Consider the following 23519-nt stretch of genomic DNA (forward strand, 5'->3'; position numbering starts at 1 on the left):
CCGCACCCGGCCCGGCACAATCGCGGTCATGTCACTCACCGTCGACCAGCTCCTCGCCGCGCTCGAACCGCTGTCGTACCCGAATCGTCTGGGGCACCTTGCCCGCACCGTCCGTTCGCTGCCTTCCGGTGACGAACTCACCTCCCTGCTGGTGGAGTTGGCGGGTCGCGGCACGTACGAGCGACAGCTCGCGGCGTTCGCCGCGCTGGTCGGGCGGCAGCTGGACTTCCTGGCGGAGCGGCTGACCGACCGGGACCCGGTGGTACGGGCGTACGCGCTGCGCGCCGCGCGTACGCTGCCCCTCCCCGACGCGGCGATCGAGGCGGCGTACGAGGATGCCTCGGCCGACGCGCGGCAGCGGCTGAGCGCGGTCGTGCTGGCGAGCGGGCGTACGGCGCTGGCGGAGCGTCTGGTCCCGAGGCTGCGCGAGCGGTGGGGTGACCACGCGGCGGCGAAGCTGCTGCCGGTCTGTTCGGCGCGGTTCGTGGCGGCCTCGCTGCCCGAACTCTCCTACGCCGTCGAGTCGTGGACCAAGCTCGGCCTCGGCTTCCCCGATCAGGTCCTCGACCACGTGGAGCGGGAACTCGCGGACCGCCCGCGCGCCGAGCGCGACGCGACCTGGCACCGCTACGAGGAGGGCATAGCCGCGGCCGTCTCCGCCCGCGCCGAGCGGGTGCTGTCGATGCTGGAGCTGCGGGGTCCCGACGCGTTTCCGGCGGCGCTGGTCCAGCGGCTGAACGAGCTGGTGGCCGTCGACGCGGAGCGCGTGGTACGGCTGCTGACGGTGCGTCAGCGCGGCGGGCGGCTGTACGCCCCGTACCCGTCGACGTCCGTCCTGCGCCGGATCGTTCAGGCCGACCCGCCCTCGCTGCCCGCGCTCGGCCGGCACTGGGCCGACCGCCATCCCCACCTCTTCGCCGGGCTGCTCAAGGCCCTGCCGCCGCACCGCCGGAGCGACTTCTTCGACCTGGCGAAGGAGGGTGTCGAGCTGGGCGCCGACGACGTGCTGCCGGTGCTCGCCTTGCTGCCGCGCGAACGCCGCTGGGCCGAATCCCGTCGGTGGGCGGTTCGGCGCCGCGAGACGGGGAGGCCCTGGTACGAGATCCTGGAGCTCGTGGCGTACGGTCCGGTCGCCGAGGCGCGCGCCGAACTGCTCACGGGGACCCGCCGCCCGGACGCCGACGACCGTGCCCTCGCCTGGCCGCTGCTGATCGCCAATGCCGCGCGTTCGCGTGACCGGGACGCGGTGCACGAGATGCTGAACGAGCTGCTGCGGCTGCGCAACGAGCAGGATCCGGTGCGCTGCGCCGCGCTCGGCGCACTCGCCGACGTACGCTCCGATCTCTTCACGGCCGGGGACACGCGGGCACTGGACCGGGTACTGCGCGACGCCCTGGAAGCGCGGGACATCTCCTACGGCACCAGACAGGCACTGCGGAGACTGGCGGTCGATCTGCTGCGCGAGAACGCGGGGGACGGCGAACGGGAGCTGCTGGTCTGGTCGTTGGGCGCGCTGGAGAAGATCGCCGCCCATGTCGGGGTGGGCGATCTCGGCCCGCTCGACCGGACGCTGCGGCGCGGCCAGGAGCATCTGGTGCTCGACGCGCTGCGCCCGTGGCTGGACGCCGCGATGAACAAGGCCGACTACCGGCTGTTGTTCACGCTGACGTCCTCGCTCGGCGTGCGGGCCCACCGGATGCCGGTGCTCCAGGGGTTGCTCGAAGAGGCCTTGAAGTACGGCGACGACGGTGCGTTCGCGTCGGCGGCGCGCTACTGGCTCGCACCGCCGTCGACCCGCGACGCCCGCGTGGCCAGGATCCTGGAGCTTGAGCCTTCGGCCGCCGTACTCGACTGTGTGGAACGGGTTCTGACGGCTCGTCGGACCGATCTGCTGGACGCGCTGCTTGGCGGGCAGCCGCCGTACGGCCGTTTCCTCAGGCGCGGTACGCGTCGGCCGCTGCCCCAACTCCGGTGCGCCGAGCGCTGGTTGCCGCGCCAGCAGGCGGCGGCGGGCGCCCTGGCCGCCGCCGCGGCCGGTGACGAGTCGCAGCCGCTCCACTCGCGGGCCGCCGCGATCCGGGCCGCCGCCGCGATCCCGGAGCACGGGCGGGCGCTCGCCCTGCGGTACACCGACTCCCCGGAGGTGGTGCTGGCCGAGGCCGCGCTCGGCGCGCTCGTGTGGGCGGACGATCCGCAGGACGCGCTTCCGGTGCTGCTGGCGCATGCCGGGGGCGACCGGGCCCGGGTGGCCGTGTACGCCGCGTCCCGCGCGGCGCGGTTCGCCGCACCGTCCCAACTCGCCGAGCGGCTGGAGGCGTTGCTCACCGCGGAGGAGGGCGTGAAGGTGACGAGCCGCAAGGAGGCGGTACGGCTGGCGGCCACCCTCCTGCCGCTCCCCCGCGCGGCGGCGCTGCTCTCGACGGCCTTCCACGCGCCACCCCGGCACCCCGACGTACAGGCGGCCGTCGTCGCTTTCACGACCGACCTGCTCGGCGAGGAGGAGACGTGGGCGGTCCTCACGGCGGCGACGGAAGGCGCACCGCAGGTGCTTCAGGCGGTCGTACGGCCCGCGGCCTGGTCGTTGCCGGAGATTCACCGGCCCCGGTACGCCCGCCTGGTGGGCGACGTGAGCCGGTCGGCGGACCCGGAGGTGGCGAGGGCGGGGCTGGGGGTGCTCCCGCACTGGGCGCGGTACGCGCCCGAGGCGGTGGACGGGCTGTCCGAGCGGATCACCGACCTCGGTGAGGGGGAGGAGACGCACGCCGTCTGGCGGTCCGCCGCCGCGACGATCAGCCGGCTGGCCGTCTCGGGCCTGCCGCGTCCGGTGGGCGGGGCGGCGCCGGGAAGCCTGCTGCACGACACGCTGGCGGCGCTGCTCCCGGCGATCGCGGCCGGCGAACCGGACACCCCACCGGACCGGGACCTGCCGTCCCGGCAGCGGGCCCTCGCCCTGCTGCCCGCGCAGCGGGACCGGCCGGACGGCGAGACCCGTCCCGTACTGGAAGCCGTGTCGGCGCTGCTCGCTGACGTACCGTCACTCGCCGGTGCCCGCGCGCGGTTGCTCCGCGACCTGGTCGACCTGGACGCCGACCTGCCCGAACTGACTTCGCGGCTGCGGGACTTGGCGGCCAACGCGGCCGGCCGCCCGGCCTTGGCGGCGACGACGGCGGACCAGCTGCGCAGCCGCCTCGGCCACGGCGCGCTCCCCTCCGCCCCGACGACGATCCTGACCGCCGCCACCGCCCTGGCCCACCTGGGCGACCCCGCCACCGGCCTGCTGTCCGCAGCCCTGATCACCGGCACGGGCCCCCGCCTCGGCTGGCCCCCACCGTGGCGCACGGCCCTGCGGGACCTGCGGTCCCACCCGTCGGCGGACGTCCGGGACGCGGCGCTGGGGGTGATCATCCGGGCGGCGGAGTGAGGCGGGGGCGCGGACCTGGCCGCACCGGTTCCTTCATCGAGCACGAGTCCGGGCGCGCCCTGGCGCACAGTGGGTGCGAACTGGCAGCGAGCGGCAGCCGCCGCCCGGGGACGACGGCCCGTCCTCGGTGTCAGGGTCCGCCTCGTGCTCACTGGCTCGGGCCGTTGAGCACGAGGCGAACCTCGGGGCCGATGGCGCACCAGGAGCCGCTCCCGGCCCGCTCAGGCGCCGGCTCGAGGCCGCTCGCCCGGAACCACGTCATCCCTCGGGCGTGCCGGCAACGAAGGCACCGCCGGCGTTGTCGCCTTGCCATCGCAGACGTGCCGGGCGCGATGAGCCCCCGCCCTCCGGGCGCCCCAGGGCCGCCGTACGAACCCTGCCGGGTTCACGGGCCCCGGACGCACCGGAGCCCCGCTACCCCCGGTACGTCTCCAGCAGCCGTAGCCATACCTCGCTGATCGTCGGGTACGACGGGACCGCGTGCCAGAGGCGGTTGATCGGGACCTCGCCCGCGACCGCCACCGTTGCCGAGTGGAGCAGTTCGCCGACGCCCGGGCCCACGAACGTCACTCCACGCAGGATCTCACTGTCCAGGTCCACGATCATCCGGGCGTGGCCCTGGTAGCCCTCCGCGTACAGGCTCGCGCCCGCGACGTTCTCGATGGCGTAGTCGACCGCGCGGACCCGGTGGCCCGCCGCCTCGGCCTCCTTCAGGGTGAGGCCGACCGACGCGGCCTCCGGGTCGGTGAAGACGACCTGGGGGACCGCCGCGTGGTCCGCCGTCGCCGTGTGGGCGCCCCAGCGGTCGGTCTCCAGCAGGGGGACGCGTTGGGCTCGGGCACCGATCGCCGCGCCCGCGATGCGGGCCTGGTACTTGCCCTGGTGGGTCAGGAGCGCGCGATGGTTGACGTCGCCGACCGCGTACAGCCAGTCACTGCCCGTCACCAGGCAGCTGTCGTCGACCGTCAGCCAGGAGCCGGCCTTCAGTCCGACGGTGTCCAGGCCGATGTCCTGCGTGTGCGGCGCCCGGCCGGTCGCGAAGAGGATCTCGTCCGCCTCGATCCGCTCGCCGTTGTCGAGGACCGCCGCGACCGGTCCGGTGCCGCCGTCGCGCTCGACGGAGGCGACGGAGACGCCCATCCGTACGGAGGCGCCCGCTTCCTTCAGGGAATCGGTGATCCGTTCACCCACGAAGGGCTCCATACGGGGCAGCAGTCCGTCGCCCCGTACAAGGAGGGTGACGGCCGAGCCGAACCCGCAGTAGGCCGTGGCCATCTCGACGCCGACCACACCGCCGCCCACGACCACCAGCCGGTCCGGCACCTTCGGGGAGCTGGTGGCCTGGCGGCTCGTCCAGGGCTTGGCGTCCGCAAGGCCCGGCAGGTCCGGGACGATGGCGGTGGTGCCGGTGCAGACGGCGACCGCGTGGCGGGCGGTGAGGACCTGCACGGCTCCCCCGGAGTCGGTGACGGTCACCCGCTTCTTGCCGTCCAGCCGGCCCTGGCCCCGGTACAGGACGGCGCCGATCCCGTCGAGCCAGGCGACCTGGCCGTCGTCGTTCCAGTGCGAGGTGTACTCGTCGCGGTGCGCGAAGACGGCCGGCATGTCGAGCGGGCCCTGGACGTACCGGCTCAGGCCCGGCACGCGGCGTGCCTCCGCACGGGCGATGACCGGGCGTAGAAGCGCCTTGCTGGGCATGCACGCCCAGTAGGAGCACTCGCCGCCGACCAGTTCGCTCTCGACGACCGCGGCGCTCAGTCCGGCGGCCCTGACCCGTTCGGCGACGTTCTCCCCGACCGGTCCCGCTCCCAGCACCACAACGTCGTACTCAATGGCTTCCGTCATGAGGACAGTCTCGTGCGGCGCCCGCCGCATGGCCACACGATCTTCGGGAAAGGGCGAGGAATACGGCGGTGGCACGCACCGTTGTTGGAGGCGGCTTCATCCGGAGAGAACAGGAAGAGGTATCAGGTCATGGCCACTGTGGAACTCACCAAGGAGAACTTCGACCGGACGGTGTCGGAGAACGACTTCATCCTGATCGACTTCTGGGCTTCCTGGTGCGGTCCGTGCCGTCAGTTCGCCCCGGTCTACGAGAAGGCGTCCGAGCGCCACGACGACCTCGTCTTCGCCAAGGTCGACACGGAGGCGCAGCAGGAGCTGGCAGCGGCGTTCGAGATCCGTTCCATCCCGACACTGATGATCGTGCGGGACAACGTCGCGGTCTTCGCGCAGCCCGGCGCGCTGCCCGAGACGGCCCTGGAGGACGTGATCGGGCAGGCACGCGGGCTCGACATGGACGAGGTCCGCAAGTCGGTCGCGGCGGCGGAGGCCGAGGCGAAGGCCGAGGGCGGGGGCGCCTGAGGCGCGCGCCTCAGCGTTCCAGTACGAGGGCGAGACCCTGGCCCACGCCGATGCACAGCGCGGCGAGACCCGTTCCCGAGCCCGCAGCCGCGAGTTGATGGGCGACGGACCCCGCGAGGCGCGCGCCGGAGGCACCCAACGGGTGGCCGATGGCGATCGCGCCGCCGCGCGGGTTCACCAGGGCCGGGTCCAGCTCGGGCCATTCCGCGAGGCAGCCCAACGCCTGGGCGGCGAACGCCTCGTTGAGCTCGAAGGTGGTGAGGTCGGCGAAGTCCCGGCCCGCCTTGGCCAGCGCCCTGCGCACCGCCTCCACCGGGCCGAGGCCGAAGAGCTGCGGCTCGATACCGGTGACCGCGGAGGTCCTGATCCGGGCGAGGGGCTCGCGCCCGGTCGCCCGCAGGCCCGCCTCATCGACAAGGAGCAGTGCGGCGGCGCCGTCGTTCAGCGGTGAGGCGTTGCCCGCCGTGACCGTCCCCGCCCCGTTGCCCTCGCCCTCCTTACGGAAGCTCGGCCGGAGCTTGCCGAGTGCTTCAAGGGACGTGTTGTCGCGGACGCATTCGTCGCGCGAGAGTTCCACACCCTCGTACGGGACGACCTCCGCGTCGTACAGACCCTCGCCCCACGCCCGCGCCGCCTTGCGGTGGCTCTCCAGCGCGAACGCGTCCTGCGCCTCGCGGGTGATCGTGTGCTTGTCGGCGATCAGCTCGGCGCCCTCGCCGAGCGGGACGGTCCACTCGGCGGGCATGCGGGGGTTGGTCATGCGCCAGCCGAGGGTGGTGGAGTGCAGCTGCTGGTGGCCGGCGGGAAAGGCGCGCTCCGGCTTCTGGAGGACCCACGGGGCGCGGGACATGGACTCGACGCCGCCCGCGACGACGATCGACGCGTCGCCGAGTGCGACGGCGCGCGCCGCCTGGATGACCGCTTCGAGGCCCGAGCCGCAGAGCCGGTTGACGGTGACGCCGGGTACGGAGACGGGCAGCCCGGCGAGGAGCGCGGCCATGCGGGCGACGTCCCGGTTGTCCTCGCCGGCGCCGTTCGCCGCGCCGAGCACCACGTCGTCGATCCTGGCCGGGTCGAGTTCCGGCGTACGGTCCACGAGCGCCCGCACCACATGGGCGGCGAGGTCGTCCGGTCGTACGGAGGAGAGCGCGCCGCCGAACTTGCCGATCGGTGTGCGGACGGCGTCGACGACATAGACGTCGCGGATGGTCATCGGATCGCTCATGGGCTCTCTCCATCTCCCCTTCGGCCAGCTGTTCGCTCGCGCACTCTTTCATGGGAGGCGCGCGCCGGACCGGGGGCCTGCCCTCACACCGCCGTCGGGGCGTCCGGGGTGTCGGGGGTGTCCGGCGTCTCGGGGGCGTCGACGACGCGCGCCGAGAGGCCGTAGTCCACCTCGTAGCCGTCGATCAGCAGACCTTCGACGGTACGGGTCTCCGGGTCGATGTCCGCGACCATGCCGCTGCCCGCGTAGCGCGGGTATCCGGACTCGCCGATCTCTCCGGTCACTTCGACCACGGCGGAGCGCAGCGCGGTGGCCGCGTCCGGCGGGCCGGGGTGATTGGCGATGTGTTCCGGTACCAGCAGGATCTCGAAGCGCCGCGGATAGGGGTGCCAGTGAGTGCTCATGCTGGTGACGCTAGACAAGGGGCGGACCGCGCGCATGTCGTCCTCATGAGGAGGAGGGTCAGGTCGACTCGCGGCCCACGGCCCGCGCGCCCATCACGTCGTGGCGCTCCGGCTCCCCGCCCGGATCGCGTACGACCCGGTCGACCAGGGCCGCCAGCCGCCGGCCGGTGACGAGGTCGATCCGCACGGTGGAGAGCCGGGGCCGCAGGAGCCTGCCGAGCAGCAGGTCGTCGGCGCCGATGACCGCCGTGCCGCCGGGGATGTCGGTGCCCGCGTCCTGGAGCGCCCTCATGAGGAGCATGGCGTATTCGTCGTTGTAGGCGTAGACGGCGTCCAGGCCGAGGCCGTCCCAGCGGGCGGCGAGTCCGGCGGCGGACTCCTCGGTGTACGACAGCGGCAGCGGTTCGACGCGGGCTCCGCCGGTGTGCGTCGCGGCTGCGGCCCGCGCGCCGGCGAGGCGGGGCTCCGAGAACAGCCCAAGGCCCGGTTCCTCGGGCATCACGACGCCGATCCGGCGGCGGCCCCGCTCCAGCAGGTGGTCCACGGCCCGGCGGCCGATCTCGCGCTGATCGAGGACGAGGGCGTGCGCACCCTCGACCTCCCGCGGACCGAGTGTGATGACGGCTTTCGCGCCGGAGCGCTTGAGTATCTCCACCCCTTGGGGGGTGAGGGCGATCTCGCCGGGGGCGACGACGGCGACCGGGCGCAGTTCGGCCCAGGCGCGCGCCGCCTCGTCGCCGTCGAGGCCGAGGCTGCCGTACTGGACGACGGTGTAGTCCAACCGCCGCAGGTCCCACTGGAGTTCGTTGAGGAAGCTGCCGTAGAGGGGGCCGACGGGGACGTGGGCGGTGGGGAGCAGGACAATCCTGGTGTGCCCCGCGCGCAGGCTGCGCGCGGCGGCGTGGGGGACGTACGCCAACTCCTCGGCGGCCTCACGGACCTTGCGGCGGGTGGGCTCGCTGATCCGTACGGCGGAGGTGTTGTTGAGGACGTAACTGACGGTGGCGCGCGAGACTCCGGCCAGCCGGGCGACATCGGCGCTGGTGGGGACGGGGCGTTCGGCGGGGCGTCCGGGACGGGGCGGGGAGGGTGGTTCGGGTAACTGGCTCATCGCCCCCCGCATCTTTCCAGACGGGCCGCCGCCGGGTTCCCGGGCCCGCCGTCCTGTCCGGACCTGTCGTCCCGCCCGGCCGGGCGCGCGGGAGACTCGGGGAACTCACCTTCGTACGAAAGGGATTGTCTTGCGACTGCACACCCACACCTGGGGCGAGGGCGACCGCGTCGCGCTCCTGATCCACGGCATCATGGCCGACCACCGGACCTGGCGGCGGGTGGGGCCAGGACTGGCCGCGCGCGGACTGCGCGTGATCGCGGTCGATCTACGCGGTCACGGTGCCAGCGGCCAGGGACCGTACGCGCCACAGGACTTCGCCGACGATCTCGTGGAGACACTGCCCGCCGGGGCCGAGGTGGCGATCGGTCACTCCCTGGGCGGGATGGCGCTCGCGCTCGCGGTGGAGCGCCTGGCGCCGCGCCGCGCGGTGTACTGCGATCCGGCGTGGCACCTCCCCGGTCCGCCGGACGGCGAAACCGAGAGCGCGGGGCCCGCCGCGCTCGCGGCGGCCAAAACCCTCTCGCGTGAACAGATATCGGCGCTCAATCCCCGCTGGGACGACGTGGATGTGGACCTTGAGCTGGCGAGTCTCGCCGTGTGGGACGAGACGACGGCGTACGGCATCGCTCCGGCGTTCGGCACGGACCTGCGGCCGGCCCGGCCGGTGGTGCCCTCGCTGGTGACCACCGCCGATCCGAGCCCCATGATCTCGCCCGCCGACGCGGCGGAGCTGCGGTCGCGCGGCTTCGAGGTCCGCGCGGTCGCGGGCGGGGGGCACACCGCGCACCGCGACGACTTCGACGCGTTCATGGCCGCGTTGGAGGGGTGGATCTGAGCGCGGGTGTCGTCCGCCCGCGGGGCGGCTGATGGCACGTCGGTGCGTGCGCTCGCCAGGCGGCGCATCGGCCTCGTACCGGGCGTACTCGGCCGACTCCGGCAACGCGGCGGGCGCACGCACCAGCGGTCGTGGACCGGGCCGGACTTTGACGACACGGCCCCGGGCCCTACCTTCGGTCGGATGAAGCCCTTCACCGACTCCGGCGCCCCCGACCACTCCCCCGGCTCCCGGCCCGAACTCCCCGGCAGGAGCGGTCCGTCGGCGACAGCCGAGGCCGACCCGCGGGACGTGGGGCCCGTGCGTACCTCGTACGCGCCCGACCGGGACGGCGACCCCGATCCCGGCGAGATCGTGTGGACCTGGGTGCCGTACGAGGAGAACGACGGACGCGGCAAGGACCGGCCGGTGCTCGTGGTGGCGCGTGAGCCGGCCGGGACCCTGCTGGCCGTGCAGCTCTCCAGCAAGCGGCACGACCGCGACCACGAGTGGGTGCCGATCGGGGTCGGTCCGTGGGACCGGCAGGGGCGGGAGTCGTGGGTGGATCTGGACCGGGTGCTGCGGATCCATGACGCGGGGATGCGGCGCGAGGCGTGCGCGCTCGACCGGGGGCGGTTCGACCGGGTCGTACGGCGGCTGCGGGAGCGTTACGGCTGGCGCTGAGCCGGCACGCGCGCGCCGCCGTGCGAGGCGTCGGCCCCCTCTGCCGCCACGTCCGCGAACGTACGGCGGAAAGCGGCCAGCGTGGCCGAATCGGCCGTCCGGTCGAGCACCGCGAAGACGACCTGGTCGAAGTGGCCCGCGAACCGCCCGCCGGGCCCCTCCGCCGGCCGGACGAGCAGCGCCCGGAACGCGCCGGCCACCGCCGCGGGGTCATTGCGGAAGACCCCGCAGCCCCAGGCCCCGAGCACCAGACGCCGGTAGCCGCCCGCCACCGCCACCTCCAGGACCCGTTCCGCGCGGGCGGCGATGGCGGCCGGAATGCGCGGCGTCTCCTCGGGCCGGTCGCGCGCGACGATCCCGGCGTTCGGTGCGGGTGAGGTGAGGAAACCGACGGTGAACGGGGCGCCGAGCAGCCGGCCCCGGTCGTCACGGAAGACCGGTACGCCGGGCGAGTGGATCACGCGGTCGCTGTAGAACGGGCTGCGGTCGGCCCGGTGCGCCGCGTAGTAGTCCGGCGCGCGCAGCAGGGTGACGTAGAGGGCGGAGGCGCGGCACAGGGCCTCCTCCTGGGCCTGTGCGCCGTTCAGGTAGCCGCCGCCCGGGTTACGCGCCGAGGCGAAGTTCAGGACCGCCACGGGGCCGGGTGCGGCCGAGGTCGTCCTCCGGGCGGCCTCGATGCTGCTCTCGCCGGTGACCTCGAACGATGTCGTACGGGAGGTGTCCGGGGTGACGGGTACGGGCTCCGGTCCGTACAGCCTGGTGCCCTCGGTCGCGGCGGCCAGCAGCGCCGTGAGGGACACCTCCCGGCCGTCCTCCGCGACGTATCCGCCCGCCTCGACGATCTCCTCGGTGTGCTTCGCGATCCCCCGCAGCCGTGCGCTCATGACACGCATCCTCCGCGAGGAAACACGCTCGGGGCAACCATGTTTCCTGCCCGAGGGGGCACTCTTGTGCGAAGCGGCGGAAGTGGCCTTAGGTTGGACGAAGCGCCCCGCCCCGGACCCCGGGACGGGGTCGAGGTCACGGTCTTCGACAGGAGGATCCCGACCATGCCGTCGGACGTATTCGCAGCTGAGAGCCCGTCTCTCAACGAGGGCGACGCCGAGGCGCTGCTGCGCGGCATATGTTTCAAGACAGGGCCGCCCCGCATCGTCGGTGTTGAACTCGAATGGCTCGTGCACGACCTGTACGACCCCGAACTGCCGGTACGGACAGCGCGTCTCGACAAGGCCTACAGCGACCTTCGGGACCTGCCCCTCCGATCGGCGCTGACGTTCGAACCGGGTGGCCAGCTGGAGCTCAGCTCGGCGCCCGCCGCCTCCCTGATGGAGTGCGTCGACTCCACCGCGGCGGACCTCGCCGCCGTACGCCGCGAACTGCGAACCGCCGGTCTCACCCTCACCGGCCTCGGCCAGGATCCGTGGCACTCACCGGGCAGGCTCCTCCAGGAGCCGCGGTACGACGCGATGGAGACCTACCTCGACCGGATCGGCCCCTCGGGCCGCGCCATGATGCGCGCGTCCGCCTCCGTCCAGGTGTGCCTCGACGCGGGGCACGAGGAGCCGGGCCCGCTCGGGTACGGCAGACGGTGGCAGCTCGCCCATCTGCTGGGCGCGGTGCTGGTAGCCGCGTTCGCCAATTCGCCCGTCCAGGCGCGCCGTCCCACCGGCTGGCGTTCCACCCGGCAGGCGCTGTGGACGGACCTCGATCCGGCGCGCACCAAGGCGCCCGACATGCGGCGGGAGCCGCGTGCCGCGTGGGCCGCGTACGTGCTGGACGCGCCGGTGATGTGCGTCCGGACGGCGGACGGTCCCTGGCACGTGCCCGACGCGCTGACCTTCCGTGAGTGGATCCGGTCGGGGCTGCCGCGCCCGCCCGTGCGCGCCGATCTCGACTACCACATCACCACCCTGTTCCCGCCGGTGCGCCCGCGCGGTCATCTGGAGCTGCGGATGATCGACGCCCAGTCGGGGCCGGACGGCTGGATGGTGCCGCTGGCCGTCACCACCGCGCTGTTCGACGACCCCGAGGCCGCCGAGACGGTGTACCGGACGGTCAAGTCGCTCGCCGAGACGGCGGGCGCCCGGCCCGCGCCGGGCAATCCGCTGTGGATCACGGCGGCCCGTGACGGGCTCGGCGACCCCGAGCTGCATGCGGCGGCGGTGGAGTGCTTCGCCGTCGCGCAGGAGGCCCTGCCCCGTACGGGCGCCAGCGAGGCCGTACGGGAGGCCGTCGCGGCCTTCAACGAGCGGTACGTCGTGCCGGGCCGCTGCCCCGCCGACGACATGGACATCCCCGCGAGCGGGAAGGAACTCCGCGCATGAGCGAGAACGCCGGGACGGCGGAAGGGACCGCGGCAGGGGCCGCGGGGAGCACGGACGAGACGGCGGAGGAGATATCCGTCGAGGCTCTGCGGCGCCGTGCCGTGGCCGCGCTGACCACCGCGCGCGCCCGCACCGCGCTGCTCACCTCCTGCGTGGACGAGCCCGAACTGACCGCGCAACACTCGCCGTTGATGTCACCGCTGGTCTGGGACCTGGCTCATATCGGCAATCAGGAGGAGCAGTGGCTGCTCCGCAACGTCGGCGGCCGGGAGGCCGTCAGGCCGGAGATCGACTCCGTGTACGACGCCTTCGAGCATCCCCGGGCGCTGCGTCCCACGCTCCCGCTGCTCGCCCCCACCGAGGCGCGGGCGTACGCCTCCGACGTCCGGGGCCGGGTCCTGGACATCCTCGACAGCAGTCCGCTGCGAGGCGGCCCGCTGCTGGACGCCGGATTCGCGTTCGGGATGATCGCGCAGCACGAACAGCAGCACGACGAGACAATGCTGATCACCCATCAGCTGCGCCGTGGCCCCGCCGCGCTCACCGCGCCGGAGCCGCCGGGTCCCGATCCCGCCGACGCGGCCGGGCTGCCGAGTGAAGTCCTCGTCCCGGCGGGGCAGTTCACGATGGGCACCTCGGCCGAGCCGTGGGCGCTGGACAACGAACGGCCCGCGCACCACCGGCTCGTGCCCGCCTTCCACCTCGACACGGCGCCGGTCACCAACGGCGACTATCTGAGCTTCATGGAGGACGGCGGCTACACCGACGAACGCTGGTGGGCACCGGCCGGCTGGGACCAGATCCGTGAACACGGCATCGGGGCACCGCTGTTCTGGCGGCGGGAGGCCGGGCAGTGGACGCGCCGCCGCTTCGGCGTGGTCGAGCCCGTCCCCGCCGACGAACCGGTTCTGCACGTCAGCTGGTACGAGGCGGACGCGTACGCCCGCTGGGCCGGGCGCAGGCTGCCGACCGAGGAGGAGTGGGAGAAGGCGGCCCGGCACGATCCGGCGACCGGCCGCTCGCGGCGCTATCCGTGGGGCGACGAGGACCCGACCCCCGAGCACGCCAACCTCGGCCAGCTCCATCTGCGGCCGGCGCCTGCGGGCAGCTATCGGCTCGGCGCCTCGCCGTTGGGCGTACGGCAGTTGATCGGTGACGTGTGGGAGTGGACGTCGAGCGACTTCCTGCCCTATCCCGGCTTTGCCGCCTTCCCCTACCGGGAGTACTCGGAGGTGTTCTTCGGCGGCGCGCACAAGGTGCTGCGCGGCGGCTCGTTCGCCGTGGACCGGGTGGCGTGCCGTGGCACCTTCCGTAACTGGGACCTGCCGGTGCGCCGCCAGATCTTCGCGGGATTCCGTACCGCCCGCTCCGCCGGGGACATCTGATGTGCCGTCATATCGCCTATGTGGGACCTCCGGTGGCGCTGCGCGAGGTGCTGATCAGCCCCGAGTACGCGCTGTACCGGCAGTCCTGGGAGCCGCGCAGGCAGCAGCACGGGACGGTCAACGCCGACGGTTTCGGGGTCGGTTGGTACGCGGACGGCGATCCGCTGCCCGCGCGCTACCGCCGTCCGGGGCCCATCTGGGGCGATCAGAGCGTCGTCGACCTGGCCAGGGTGGTCAGGAGCGGCGCGGTGCTCGCGGCGGTGCGCGACGCCACCGAGTCGGGGTCGGACGGTGAGGCCGCGGCGGCGCCGTTCGCCTCCGGGCCCTGGCTGTTCAGCCACAACGGCGCCGTGCGCGGCTGGCCGTCGAGCCTGGCGCCGCTGACCACCGCGCTCTCCCCCGCCGAGCTGCTGGCGCTGGACGCCAGGACCGACTCGGCGTTCGTGTGGGCGCTGGTGCTCCACCGGCTGCGGGACGGCGACGGCCTGGGCCAGGCGCTGACCGACACGGTCCTGGAAGTGGCCGAGGCCGCGCCCGAGGCCCGGCTGAACCTGCTGCTCACGGACGGCGAGAGCGTCACGGCGACCGCCTGGGGCGACACGCTCTGGTATCTCGCCGAGCCCGGCCGGGCGGCCGTCGTCGCCTCGGAGCCGTACGACGACGATCCGCGCTGGCACGAGGTCCCCGACCACACCCTGCTGACGGCGACCCGCGCCGACGTCCTGCTCACCCCCCTCAAGGAGCCATCCGCGTGAGCCCGTACGAACTGACCCGCACCCTGCCCGAGGACGCCACCGACGCCGCGCTGCGCGCCGATGTGCTGCACGGGCTGACCCAGAGCCCCAAGTCGCTGCCGCCGAAGTGGTTCTACGACGCCAGGGGCAGTGAACTCTTCGAGGAGATCACCGCGCTCGACGAGTACTACCCGACGCGCGCCGAGCGGGAGATCCTGCTCGACCGCGCGCCCGAGATCGCGGCGGCGACGGGGGCCCGCACGCTGGTCGAACTGGGCTCGGGATCCTCGGAGAAGACCCGGCACCTGCTCGACGCACTGCCGCTGCTGCACAGTTACGTACCGGTCGACGTGAGCGGGAGCGCGCTCACCGGGGCCGCCGACACGCTCCTCGCCGAGCGGCCGGACCTCCATGTGCACGCGCTCATCGCCGACTTCACGAAGGAGCTGACGCTGCCGGACACGCCGGGGCCGAGGCTGGTCGCGTTCCTCGGCGGCACGATCGGCAATCTGCTGCCCGACGAGCGCGCCGACTTCCTCGCGTCGGTGCGCGCGATGCTCGTGCCCGGCGACGCGCTGCTCCTGGGGACGGACCTGGTGAAGGACGAGTCCGTACTGGTACGGGCGTACGACGACGCGTCCGGCGTGACGGCGGCCTTCAACAAGAACGTGCTGGCCGTCGTGGACCGTGAGCTGGGCGCCGACTTCGACCCGGCGGACTTCGACCATGTGGCGCTCTGGGACAGCGGCCGGCGGTGGATCGAGATGCGGCTCAGGGCGCGCAGGGACCTCACCGTGAAGATCCCGGAGCTGGATCTGGTGGTCACCTTCGAGGCGGGTGAGGAGATGCGTACGGAGGTGTCCGCGAAGTTCACTCAGACCACTGTCCGCTCCGAACTGGCCGGGGCCGGGATGGAGTTGGCGCACTGGTGGACGGACGAGGCCGGGCGGTTCGCGCTGTCGCTGGCGACGGCGGTGTGAGTCGCGCCGGCGACGGCGCCCTGGGCCGCGCGGGCCAGTGAGCGACGGTCCGGGTGGCTCCCGGCGGGGATCAGGGGCAGCACCTCGATCTCGGCCGTGAGCCCGCCGGCCATGACGGTCCGCCACAGCGAGACGGCGAGCGGGTCGTCCCCGACGAAGGCGGCGGGACCCAGCGGGCGGTAGCCGATCCGTACGGGACGCACGTCCGCGCCCGCGTCCAGCGCGGCCTGGAACACGGCGTTGGTGAACCGCCCCTGGTCCCGGCCGCACCAGGTACTGCCTTCGGGGAAGACGATCACGCGGGATCCGGCGCGCAGGGCGCCCTGGATGTCGCGTACGGTGCCCGGCAGCGCGCGGAGCCGTTCGCGTTCCACGAAGAGGGTGCCGCCGAGCTCCGCGACCATGCCCAGGACGGGCCAGCGCCGGATGTCGCTCTTGGCCAGCAGTCGGCCCGGGTACAGCGTCGCGATGAGCGGGATGTCCAGCCAGGAGATGTGGTTGGCGACGACGAGCACCCCGCCGGGCGCCCCGGACGACAGCTCGGGCCCGGCCCCCTCGACCCGGATGCGCAGCCCGAACAGGCGGATCACCGTACGCGTCCAGCCCTGGGTCAGCCGGTCGCGCAGACCGGCGTCGAGGAGGGCGACCAGTGGGATGAGCAGGATCCCGAGGACGACGGCGGCGACACCGGCCAGCAGCCGCGCTGACGCCGCGAACGGGCCCCGGCGCAGACCGTCGGAGCGGGGGGCGCAGAGCTGCGGGGTGCAGGGCGCCGTGGGCAGCCAGGCGCTCATCGCGCAGGGGCGAGCGAGAGGAAGTGCCGCAGGTAGCGCGGGTTGGTGCGGCGCAGCGACAGCAGGACGTACAGGTCGGCGACCCCGAACTCGGGGTCGTGCGCGGGCGCGCCGCAGACCCAGGCGCCGAGCCGCAGATAGCCGCGGAGCAGGGCGGGGAGTTCGGTGCGCGCGGCGGGCGCGGTGTCGCTGTCCGGGGTCCAGAGGCGGTGCGGGGTGACCCAGTACTCCTCCGGCGCGAGGTTGCGGTCCTTGACGGTGTTCCAGGTGGCCGACGCGAGGGCGCCGCCGTCGTTCAGCGGGAGGGAGCAGCAGCCCGCCATCCAGTTGTGCCCGGTGCGGGTCATGTAGCGGGCGAGCCCGGCCCAGATCAGGGCGATGACGGCGCCGTTGCGGTGCAGGGGGTGGACGCAGGAGCGGCCGACCTCCACGAGGTCGTCGCGTATGTGGTCGAGCCGCTGGAGGTCGAACTCACTCTCGGAGTAGAGCCGTCCGGCGGCGCGGGCGCGGTCGGGCGGCAGCAGCCGGTACGTCCCCACGACCTCGCCGGTCTCGGCCTCGCGTACCAGCAGGTGGTCGCAGTAGGCGTCGAAGGCGTCGCCGTCGAGGCCGGGCTCGGGCCCGTCGACGAGGGCGCCCATCTCGCCGGCGAAGACCATGTGGCGCAGGCGCTGGGCGGCGCGTACGTCCTCCTCGTCGCGGGCGAGGGAGACGAGGTAGCGCTGCTCGGGGTCGGGAGCGGCGGCGGGGGCGGGAAGCTGCGCGGGGAGTGAGAGGGGGAGGGTGGCGGGGATGACGGCGGGCGAGGCGGACATAGCGGTCTCCAGTGCCGGACGAAAGAACCGAGCGGTGGTGGGACGCCGCTGGCGCGGCGACCCGGCACCTTGTTTCTTCCGTGACCGGCTGGATTCGACATGACAGCCCGGGAGAGCGGGGATGTGAGACGGCTGAATGGCCGGAACCAACGGGTAACGCGTTGGCAAAGGGGCCGCCCGCGAGAGGACGCGGTGCCCGGTCCCGGCCGGAACCTGCGGCCCCGGAAGCCCGGCCCGGGGCCTCGGCCTGAACCTACCTCAGCGCAGCCGTGATCTTCGCGACGGCGGCCTCGGCCGCGGTCTTCGGGTCCTCGCCCTGGAGGACCGCCGTCATATATGGCTTGATCGGGTTGTCCAGCTCGACGTTGGCCCACTTCGGCGAGTTGGGTGTCGCCCGCCCCTGCGCGGCGCCCGCCGCCATCGCCGCCGTGGCTTCCTGGCCCTCGATGACGTCCGCGAGCGTCGTCTTGTTCGGCACGTAACTCATCGTCTTGGCCAGCTCCGTCTGCCACTTCTCACCGGCCAGCGCCTTGACCACCTCGACCGCCGCCGACCGGTGGGAGGAGTTCTTGGGGACGATGAGGTCGGAGCCGCCGGTGAAGACGGCGCCGGGCGCCCCCGCGGTCTTGCCGGGGACGGGGAAGAAGCCGAGTTTGCCCTTGAGGTCGGGGTTCTTCTCCTCGATCTGGACGGCGGAGTTGGGGGTGTCGATGATCTGCGCGATGTCGCCCCGGGCGAACTCGCCCTCCTGCTCCGGCTTCACCTCGTCGGAGTCCTTGGGCCCGTCGCCGAGAGCCTGCAACTCCTTGTAGAACTTCATGCCCCTGATCGCCTCGGGGGTGTCGAGGCGGCCCTCCCACTCGCCGCCCGACTCGACCGCCAGCTCGCCGCCCTCGTCCCAGATGAAACCGGAGAGGGTGTACCAGTCCTGGCCGGCCAGATAGATGCCCTGCTGGGATCCCTGGTCGAGCTGGGCGGTGATGTCCAGCCACTCGGCGCGGGTCTTGGGCAGTTCGTCGATGCCGGCCTCCGCGAAGAGGTCCTTGTTGTAGATGACGACGCGGTTGGCGGCGTACCAGGGAATGCCGAACTGCGAGCCGTTGATGCTGCCGGGCTCGGCGAGACCGGGCAGCCAGTCCTCGCTTCCCAGGTCCCTTACGGATTCCAGGGTGAGGTCGCGCAGACCGTCGCTCTCCGCGTACTGCGCGACCTGGGTGTTGCCGACCTCGATGATGTCCGGCGCGTCGTCGGCCTCCAGCGCGGCCATGACCTTCTTGCCGATCCCGGTCCACTCCTGGATCTCGACCTCCAGCCGGACCGAGGGGTTCTCCTCCTCGTACGCCTTGGTGAAGCGCTCCAGGTACGCGTCGGAGACGCTGCCCTTCATGAGCCAGAGGGTGATGACCTTGTCGTCCGCGCCTGGGAGCATTCCGCATCCCACCAGTGCGAGGGAGGACGCGAACACGGCGGAGCCGACAAGGAAGCGGTTTTTCACGTAGGTCACCTTCTGGCGTGCGGCACGAAAGAGTGAACCCGACGTGGGGGAAGCAGCACGGAGCGCTCGCACGGGTATTGGCGCGATTTTGGTATGGACCAACGAACCGGTCAAGCCCCGTACATCCTCAGGCAACCCCCTCGCGCCCTTCTCCTGCCGCGCGCGGCGCCGCGTGGTGGGGCACGGTGGAGTGACACCGCGACCGCGCGCGAAGAGGAGAACCACTCCCATGAGCCACCACACCTACCGGGTCACCGAGATCTACGGCACCTCAGAGGCGGGCGTCGACGAGGCCATCCGGAACGGGATCGACCGGGCGTCGCAGACCCTGCGCGGGCTGGACTGGTTCGAGGTGACGCAGGTCCGCGGACATATCGTCGACGGCCGGATCGAGCACTACCAGGTCGGGCTGAAGGTCGGCTTCCGGCTGGAGGACGGCGACCAGGCGGGCTGACCCCGGCCCGCACCGTCCCTGCCTGCCCCTGCCTGCCCCTGCAGCACTCGCTCAGGTGCGCCCCTCGCGCTCCTGCCCGTCCTTCAGCGCCTGCGACGTGCTCGCCCAGCGGGCGCGTACGACGCGGAATCCCGCGCGCTCGACCGCGTCGCACACCAGCTCGTCGTCGTCCACGAGCATGCGGATCTCCCGGCCGGACGCCAGGGTGCGCAGCCGCTCCACCTTGGTCGTACGGGCGGGCCGTCTGTCGTCGTTACGGCGCATGAACATCCGGCCGTCCGGGAGGCCGTTGGCCGCCAGCCAGGCCACGGTGTCCTTGCGGCACCGCTCGGGACGACCGGTCAGATAGACGATCTCGCACTCCTTGGCGCTCTCGAGCACCAGCGCGACCCCCTCGGCCAGCGGCGTGTCGTCGCCCGCCGCGTCGAAGAAGCCCGCCCAGTCCCTCGGCCTGCGCTCCAGGAAGTGCTGACGGTGCGCGGTCTCGGCGAGCGTCCCATCCAGGTCGAAAACGGCCAGCGGTCTGCCGCGTCCGCTTTCGTGTCCGCTGTTGTGTCTGGTGCCGGCGGTGGCACGCCTGTTGTCCGTCACACGGCCAGCCTAGAGAAGGGCCGGGGAATCCTCGCGCCGCGTCGCTGTTGAACCAGAGGTGACGTCCACGATCGCGAACACCCGATTCTCCGTACTCGACCGCTCCCGCACGCGCGAGGGCCAGGACGCTCCGGAGGCGCTGCGCGACACCGTGCGCCTCGCGCGGCAGCTGGAGTCGCTCGGCTACCACCGGTTCTGGGTCTCGGAGCACCACAGCGTGCCCGGGGTCGCGGGGTCGGCGCCGACGGTGCTGGCGGCTGCCGTGGCCGCGGCGACGTCCACGATCCGCGTCGGTACGGGCGGGGTGATGCTGCCCAACCACCGGCCGCTCGTCGTGGCCGAGCAGTTCGGGGTGCTGGAGTCGCTGTTCCCCGGCCGGATCGACATGGGTCTCGGGCGCTCCGTGGGCTTCACGGACGGGATACGCCGGGCGCTCGGCAAGGACAAGCAGGCCATGGATCTCGCGGACTTCGCCGCTGATGTCGATGAACTGCTCGGCTGGTTCACCGGCGACCAGGCCCTCTACCCGCAGGTCCACGCCCTGCCCGCCGAGGGGCTGCGGCCGGAGCCGTTCGTCCTGGCCATGGGCGAGGGCGCCGACATCGCGGCGGCGGCCGGTCTGCCCATGGTCGTCGGCGACCTGCGCGGCCGGGACCGCATGCTGCGGGCCGTGGAGCGCTACCGCGCGGGCTTCCGCCCGTCCGCCTGGTCACAGCGCCCGCAGGTGATCATCGCGGGGACGGTCGCGGTGGCCGGGAGCGAGGAGGAGGCACGCCGGCTGCTGGTGCCCGAGGCGTGGTCGATGGCCCACTCCCGTACGCACGGCGTCTTCCCGCCACTCGCGCCCGCCGGGCGGATCGAGACGCTGCCGATGACGGCGAAGGAACGCGAGTACTACGAGTCGGGCCTGCGCGGCCATGTCCAGGGCACCGAGGAGCAGGTCGCCGCCGCCCTGGAGGCGGTGATCGGGGAGACCGGCGCCGACGAGGTGCTGGTCACGACCAGTACGTACGACCGCGACGCGCTCCTGGAATCCTTCACCCGGCTGGCAAGGGTCGCGGAACTGGGCCGGGTCCCTGTGCCCAACCCGCCGATTTATTCAGCGGGTTGAGTACGGGACCGACAGGGCCTAGGGCGTGTCCGCAAANNCGCACGCACCAGACGCCGTGAGCCCCGCCCTACGGGCGGACGACGCTACTTCGCGGACACGCCCTAGCGCGCGACCTTGCGTGTCGCCCGCAGCCACTCCTTGTTCATCGCCGTGATCGACGGCAGCGGGATGCCCTTCGGGCAGGCCGTCGCGCACTCGCCGGTCAGGGTGCAGCCGCCGAAGCCCTCGTCGTCCATCGTGGCGACCATGTCCAGGACCCGGGTCTCACGCTCAGGTGCGCCCTGCGGCAGCACGTTGAGGTGGTTGACCTTGGCCGAGGTGAAGAGCATCGCCGAGCCGTTGGGGCAGGCCGCGACGCACGCGCCGCAGCCGATGCACTCGGCGTGCTCGAACGCGAACTCGGCGTCCGCCTTGGGTACGGGCGTGGCGTGCGCCTCGGGGGCGGAGCCGGTGGGGGCGCTGATGTAGCCGCCGGAGCCGATGATCCGGTCGAACGCCGACCGGTCCACGACCAGGTCCTTGACCACGGGGAACGCGCCGGCCCGCCACGGCTCGACGTCGATCGTGTCGCCGTCGGCGAAGTGCCGCATATGGAGCTGGCAGGTGGTGGTGCGTTCGGGGCCGTGGGCGTCGCCGTTGATGACGACTCCGCAGGCGCCGCAGATGCCTTCGCGGCAGTCGTGGTCGAAGGCGACCGGGTCGTCGCCGTCGAGGATCAGCTGCTCGTTGAGCGAGTCGAGCATCTCCAGGAACGACATGTCCTCGGAGATGCCGTCGATGTCGTACGTGACCATGGCGCCGGTGGCGTCGGCGGCGCTCTGCCGCCAGACGCGCAGGGTGAGCCTCATGCGTAGCTCCGCTGGGTGGGGTGGACGTACTCGAAGACGAGGTCTTCCTTGTGCAGGACGGGCGCGGCGCCGGTGCCCGTGAACTCCCAGGCCGCCGCGTAGCTGAAGGCGTCGTCGTGCCGTTCGGCCTCGCCGCCCTCGGTCTGGGACTCCTCACGGAAGTGGCCGCCGCAGGACTCGGCGCGGTGCAGCGCGTCGAGGCACATCAGCTCGGCGAGTTCCAGGTAGTCGACGATGCGGTTGGCCTTCTCCAGCGACTGGTTCAGCTCCTCGCCGGTGCCGGGCACCTTGATCCGGCGCCAGAACTCCTCACGGATCTCCGGGATCCGGCTCAGCGCCTTGCGCAGTCCGACCTCGTTGCGGGCCATCCCGCAGTGCTCCCAGAGCAGTTCGCCGATCTCCCGGTGGAAGGAGTCGGGGGTGCGGTCGCCGTCGACGGCGAGCAGCAGCCGCAGCCGGTCCTCGGTGTCGGCGACGGCCTCGGCGACCGCCGGGTGGCTGTTGTCGACGGTGTCCTGGTGCGGGTTGCGGGCGAGGTAGTCGTTGATGGTGGACGGCAGCACGAAGTAGCCGTCGGCGAGGCCCTGCATCAGGGCGGACGCCCCGAGCCGGTTGGCGCCGTGGTCGGAGAAGTTGGCCTCGCCGATCGCGAACAGGCCGGGCACGGTGGTCTGGAGGTCGTAGTCGACCCAGAGTCCGCCCATCGTGTAGTGGATCGCCGGGTAGATGCGCATCGGTACCTGGTACGGGTCCTCGGCGGTGATGCGCTCGTACATCTCGAAGAGGTTGCCGTACTTCTCCTCGACGGCCTGGCGGCCGAGGCGGCGGATCGCGTCGGCGAAGTCGAGGTAGACACCCTGCCCGCCGGGGCCGACGCCGCGGCCCTCGTCGCAGACGTTCTTCGCGGCGCGCGAGGCGATGTCGCGGGGGACGAGGTTGCCGAAGGAGGGGTAGATCCGCTCCAGGTAGTAGTCGCGCTCGTCCTCGGGGATCTCGGCGGGCGGGCGGGTGTCGCCGTGCGCCTTGGGGACCCAGATGCGGCCGTCGTTGCGCAGCGACTCGCTCATGAGGGTGAGCTTGGACTGGTGGTCGCCGGAGCGCGGGATGCAGGTGGGGTGGATCTGGGTGAAGCAGGGGTTGGCGAAGTGCGCGCCGCGCCGGTGGGCGCGCCAGACGGCGGTGGCGTTGCTGTTCTTGGCGTTGGTCGACAGGTAGAAGACGTTGCCGTAGCCGCCGGACGCCAGGACGACGGCGTCGGCGAAGTACGTGGACACCTTGCCGGAGATCAGGTCGCGGGCGACGATGCCGCGGGCGCGGCCGTCGACGACGATGAGATCGAGCATCTCGGTGCGCGGGTGCATCTCGACGGTGCCCGCCGCGATCTGCCGGGACAGCGCCTGGTAGGCGCCGAGCAGGAGTTGCTGACCGGTCTGGCCGCGCGCGTAGAAGGTGCGGGAGACCTGGACGCCGCCGAACGAGCGGGTGTCGAGGAGGCCGCCGTACTCGCGGGCGAAGGGCACGCCCTGGGCGACGCACTGGTCGATGATCTCGACGGAGATCTGGGCGAGGCGGTGGACGTTGGACTCGCGGGCCCTGAAGTCGCCGCCCTTGACGGTGTCGTAGAAGAGCCGGTGGACCGAGTCGCCGTCGTTGCGGTAGTTCTTCGCGGCGTTGATGCCGCCCTGGGCGGCGATGGAGTGGGCGCGGCGCGGGGAGTCCTGGTAGCAGAACTGGACGACGTGGTAGCCCTGTTCGGCGAGCGTGGCGCCGGCGGCGCCGCCCGCGAGTCCGGTGCCGACGACGATGACGGTGTGCTTGCGGCGGTTGGCCGGGTTGACCAGCTTGGCCTCGAAGCGGCGGGTGTCCCAGCGTTCGGCGACGGGCCCGGCCGGGGCCTTGGTGTCGGCGAGGGGTTCGCCGGTCGTGTAGTCGGTGTACGTGGGCGGGAGTTGGTCGTCCATG

Annotated in this window: 21 protein-coding genes; 10 read left to right on the forward strand and 11 right to left on the reverse strand. The window is 72.7% G+C overall.

The window, feature by feature from the left end; all coding sequences use genetic code 11:
- Nucleotides 1–28 precede the first annotated feature (28 nt).
- Nucleotides 29–3421, forward strand: a complete 3393-nt coding sequence (locus tag BHU15_RS08085) for a hypothetical protein (protein ID WP_069626544.1) — start codon at nucleotides 29–31, stop codon at nucleotides 3419–3421.
- A 414-nt stretch (nucleotides 3422–3835) separates the two neighbouring features.
- On the opposite strand, the gene BHU15_RS08090 is transcribed toward BHU15_RS08085, so the two are convergent.
- A complete protein-coding gene (locus BHU15_RS08090) occupies nucleotides 3836–5266 on the reverse strand; it encodes a dihydrolipoyl dehydrogenase family protein (RefSeq protein ID WP_069626545.1) in 1431 nt (476 codons plus the stop codon).
- A gap of 84 nt (nucleotides 5267–5350) precedes the next feature.
- On the opposite strand from BHU15_RS08090, the gene trxA reads away from it, so the two are divergent.
- Nucleotides 5351–5785 carry a thioredoxin gene (gene trxA / locus BHU15_RS08095; protein WP_280634986.1) on the forward strand — a complete coding sequence of 145 codons (435 nt, stop codon included), beginning with the start codon at nucleotides 5351–5353 and terminating at the stop codon, nucleotides 5783–5785.
- Nucleotides 5786–5795: 10 nt separating this feature from the next.
- Here the strand turns inward: trxA and BHU15_RS08100 are convergent, their stop codons facing one another.
- The 3 genes from BHU15_RS08100 to BHU15_RS08110 all read right to left on the reverse strand — a co-directional run bounded on the left by BHU15_RS08100 (nucleotide 5796) and on the right by BHU15_RS08110 (nucleotide 8525).
- Nucleotides 5796–6998 carry a thiolase family protein gene (locus BHU15_RS08100; RefSeq protein ID WP_069626571.1) on the reverse strand — a complete coding sequence of 401 codons (1203 nt, stop codon included), beginning with the start codon at nucleotides 6996–6998 and terminating at the stop codon, nucleotides 5796–5798.
- Between the two features lie 95 nt (nucleotides 6999–7093).
- Nucleotides 7094–7414 carry a hypothetical protein gene (locus BHU15_RS08105; protein ID WP_069626547.1) on the reverse strand — a complete coding sequence of 107 codons (321 nt, stop codon included), beginning with the start codon at nucleotides 7412–7414 and terminating at the stop codon, nucleotides 7094–7096.
- Nucleotides 7415–7472: 58 nt separating this feature from the next.
- The gene (locus BHU15_RS08110) at nucleotides 7473–8525 is read right to left on the reverse strand and encodes a LacI family DNA-binding transcriptional regulator (RefSeq protein WP_069626548.1); all 1053 of its coding nucleotides are present in this window, start codon (nucleotides 8523–8525) and stop codon (nucleotides 7473–7475) included.
- Nucleotides 8526–8655: 130 nt separating this feature from the next.
- Between BHU15_RS08110 and BHU15_RS08115 the strand changes: the two genes are divergently transcribed.
- Complete coding sequence (locus BHU15_RS08115; protein WP_069626549.1) at nucleotides 8656–9363, forward strand: alpha/beta fold hydrolase; 708 nt, start codon at nucleotides 8656–8658, stop codon at nucleotides 9361–9363.
- Between the two features lie 183 nt (nucleotides 9364–9546).
- Nucleotides 9547–10026 carry a type II toxin-antitoxin system PemK/MazF family toxin gene (locus tag BHU15_RS08120; RefSeq protein WP_069626550.1) on the forward strand — a complete coding sequence of 160 codons (480 nt, stop codon included), beginning with the start codon at nucleotides 9547–9549 and terminating at the stop codon, nucleotides 10024–10026.
- On the opposite strand, the gene BHU15_RS08125 is transcribed toward BHU15_RS08120, so the two are convergent.
- Nucleotides 10011–10910, reverse strand: coding sequence for a TIGR02452 family protein (locus BHU15_RS08125; protein WP_069626572.1), 900 nt, complete (start codon nucleotides 10908–10910; stop codon nucleotides 10011–10013). The two genes, BHU15_RS08120 and BHU15_RS08125, sit on opposite strands and share 16 nt — an antisense overlap.
- Before the next feature lie 165 nt (nucleotides 10911–11075).
- On the opposite strand from BHU15_RS08125, the gene egtA reads away from it, so the two are divergent.
- The 4 genes from egtA to egtD are packed head-to-tail and all read left to right on the forward strand — an operon-like array spanning nucleotide 11076 to nucleotide 15449.
- Nucleotides 11076–12350: an ergothioneine biosynthesis glutamate--cysteine ligase EgtA gene (egtA, locus tag BHU15_RS08130; protein ID WP_069626573.1), complete on the forward strand. Its 1275-nt coding sequence runs from the start codon at nucleotides 11076–11078 to the stop codon at nucleotides 12348–12350.
- Nucleotides 12347–13735, forward strand: coding sequence for an ergothioneine biosynthesis protein EgtB (gene egtB, locus BHU15_RS08135; RefSeq protein ID WP_079127990.1), 1389 nt, complete (start codon nucleotides 12347–12349; stop codon nucleotides 13733–13735). The genes egtA and egtB overlap by 4 nt, the downstream gene beginning before the upstream one ends.
- Nucleotides 13735–14490, forward strand: coding sequence for an ergothioneine biosynthesis protein EgtC (gene egtC, locus BHU15_RS08140; RefSeq protein ID WP_069626551.1), 756 nt, complete (start codon nucleotides 13735–13737; stop codon nucleotides 14488–14490). The genes egtB and egtC overlap by 1 nt, the downstream gene beginning before the upstream one ends.
- Entirely contained in the window at nucleotides 14487–15449 is a 963-nt protein-coding gene (gene egtD, locus BHU15_RS08145) for an L-histidine N(alpha)-methyltransferase (RefSeq protein ID WP_069626552.1), read from the forward strand. The genes egtC and egtD overlap by 4 nt, the downstream gene beginning before the upstream one ends.
- Here egtD and BHU15_RS08150 read toward each other — a convergent pair.
- The 3 genes from BHU15_RS08150 to BHU15_RS08160 all read right to left on the reverse strand — a co-directional run bounded on the left by BHU15_RS08150 (nucleotide 15344) and on the right by BHU15_RS08160 (nucleotide 18553).
- Complete coding sequence (locus tag BHU15_RS08150) at nucleotides 15344–16243, reverse strand: lysophospholipid acyltransferase family protein (protein WP_069626553.1); 900 nt, start codon at nucleotides 16241–16243, stop codon at nucleotides 15344–15346. The genes egtD and BHU15_RS08150 overlap by 106 nt on opposite strands.
- A complete protein-coding gene (locus BHU15_RS08155; RefSeq protein ID WP_023537030.1) occupies nucleotides 16240–17058 on the reverse strand; it encodes a GNAT family N-acetyltransferase in 819 nt (272 codons plus the stop codon). Before BHU15_RS08155 ends, BHU15_RS08150 begins: the two co-directional genes overlap by 4 nt.
- A 253-nt stretch (nucleotides 17059–17311) precedes the next feature.
- Nucleotides 17312–18553 (reverse strand): extracellular solute-binding protein, encoded by a 1242-nt coding sequence (locus BHU15_RS08160; RefSeq protein ID WP_069626554.1) that lies wholly within the window; start codon nucleotides 18551–18553, stop codon nucleotides 17312–17314.
- Nucleotides 18554–18782: 229 nt separating this feature from the next.
- Between BHU15_RS08160 and BHU15_RS08165 the strand changes: the two genes are divergently transcribed.
- Nucleotides 18783–19007: a dodecin gene (locus BHU15_RS08165; RefSeq protein WP_023537032.1), complete on the forward strand. Its 225-nt coding sequence runs from the start codon at nucleotides 18783–18785 to the stop codon at nucleotides 19005–19007.
- A 51-nt stretch (nucleotides 19008–19058) separates the two neighbouring features.
- On the opposite strand, the gene BHU15_RS08170 is transcribed toward BHU15_RS08165, so the two are convergent.
- Nucleotides 19059–19526 carry a phosphatase domain-containing protein gene (locus BHU15_RS08170; RefSeq protein ID WP_069626575.1) on the reverse strand — a complete coding sequence of 156 codons (468 nt, stop codon included), beginning with the start codon at nucleotides 19524–19526 and terminating at the stop codon, nucleotides 19059–19061.
- Between the two features lie 130 nt (nucleotides 19527–19656).
- On the opposite strand from BHU15_RS08170, the gene BHU15_RS08175 reads away from it, so the two are divergent.
- Nucleotides 19657–20709 carry an LLM class flavin-dependent oxidoreductase gene (locus BHU15_RS08175; protein ID WP_069626555.1) on the forward strand — a complete coding sequence of 351 codons (1053 nt, stop codon included), beginning with the start codon at nucleotides 19657–19659 and terminating at the stop codon, nucleotides 20707–20709.
- Nucleotides 20710–20810: 101 nt separating this feature from the next.
- Here the strand turns inward: BHU15_RS08175 and BHU15_RS08180 are convergent, their stop codons facing one another.
- Together BHU15_RS08180 and BHU15_RS08185 are read right to left on the reverse strand one after the other, a co-directional pair.
- Nucleotides 20811–21557, reverse strand: a complete 747-nt coding sequence (locus tag BHU15_RS08180; RefSeq protein WP_023537035.1) for a succinate dehydrogenase/fumarate reductase iron-sulfur subunit — start codon at nucleotides 21555–21557, stop codon at nucleotides 20811–20813.
- Nucleotides 21554–23518, reverse strand: coding sequence for a fumarate reductase/succinate dehydrogenase flavoprotein subunit (locus BHU15_RS08185; protein WP_069626556.1), 1965 nt, complete (start codon nucleotides 23516–23518; stop codon nucleotides 21554–21556). Before BHU15_RS08185 ends, BHU15_RS08180 begins: the two co-directional genes overlap by 4 nt.
- Nucleotide 23519: the final 1 nt, after the last annotated feature.

The sequence above is a fragment of the Streptomyces niveus genome (assembly GCF_001723055.1).
GTDB lineage: Bacteria > Actinomycetota > Actinomycetes > Streptomycetales > Streptomycetaceae > Streptomyces > Streptomyces niveus.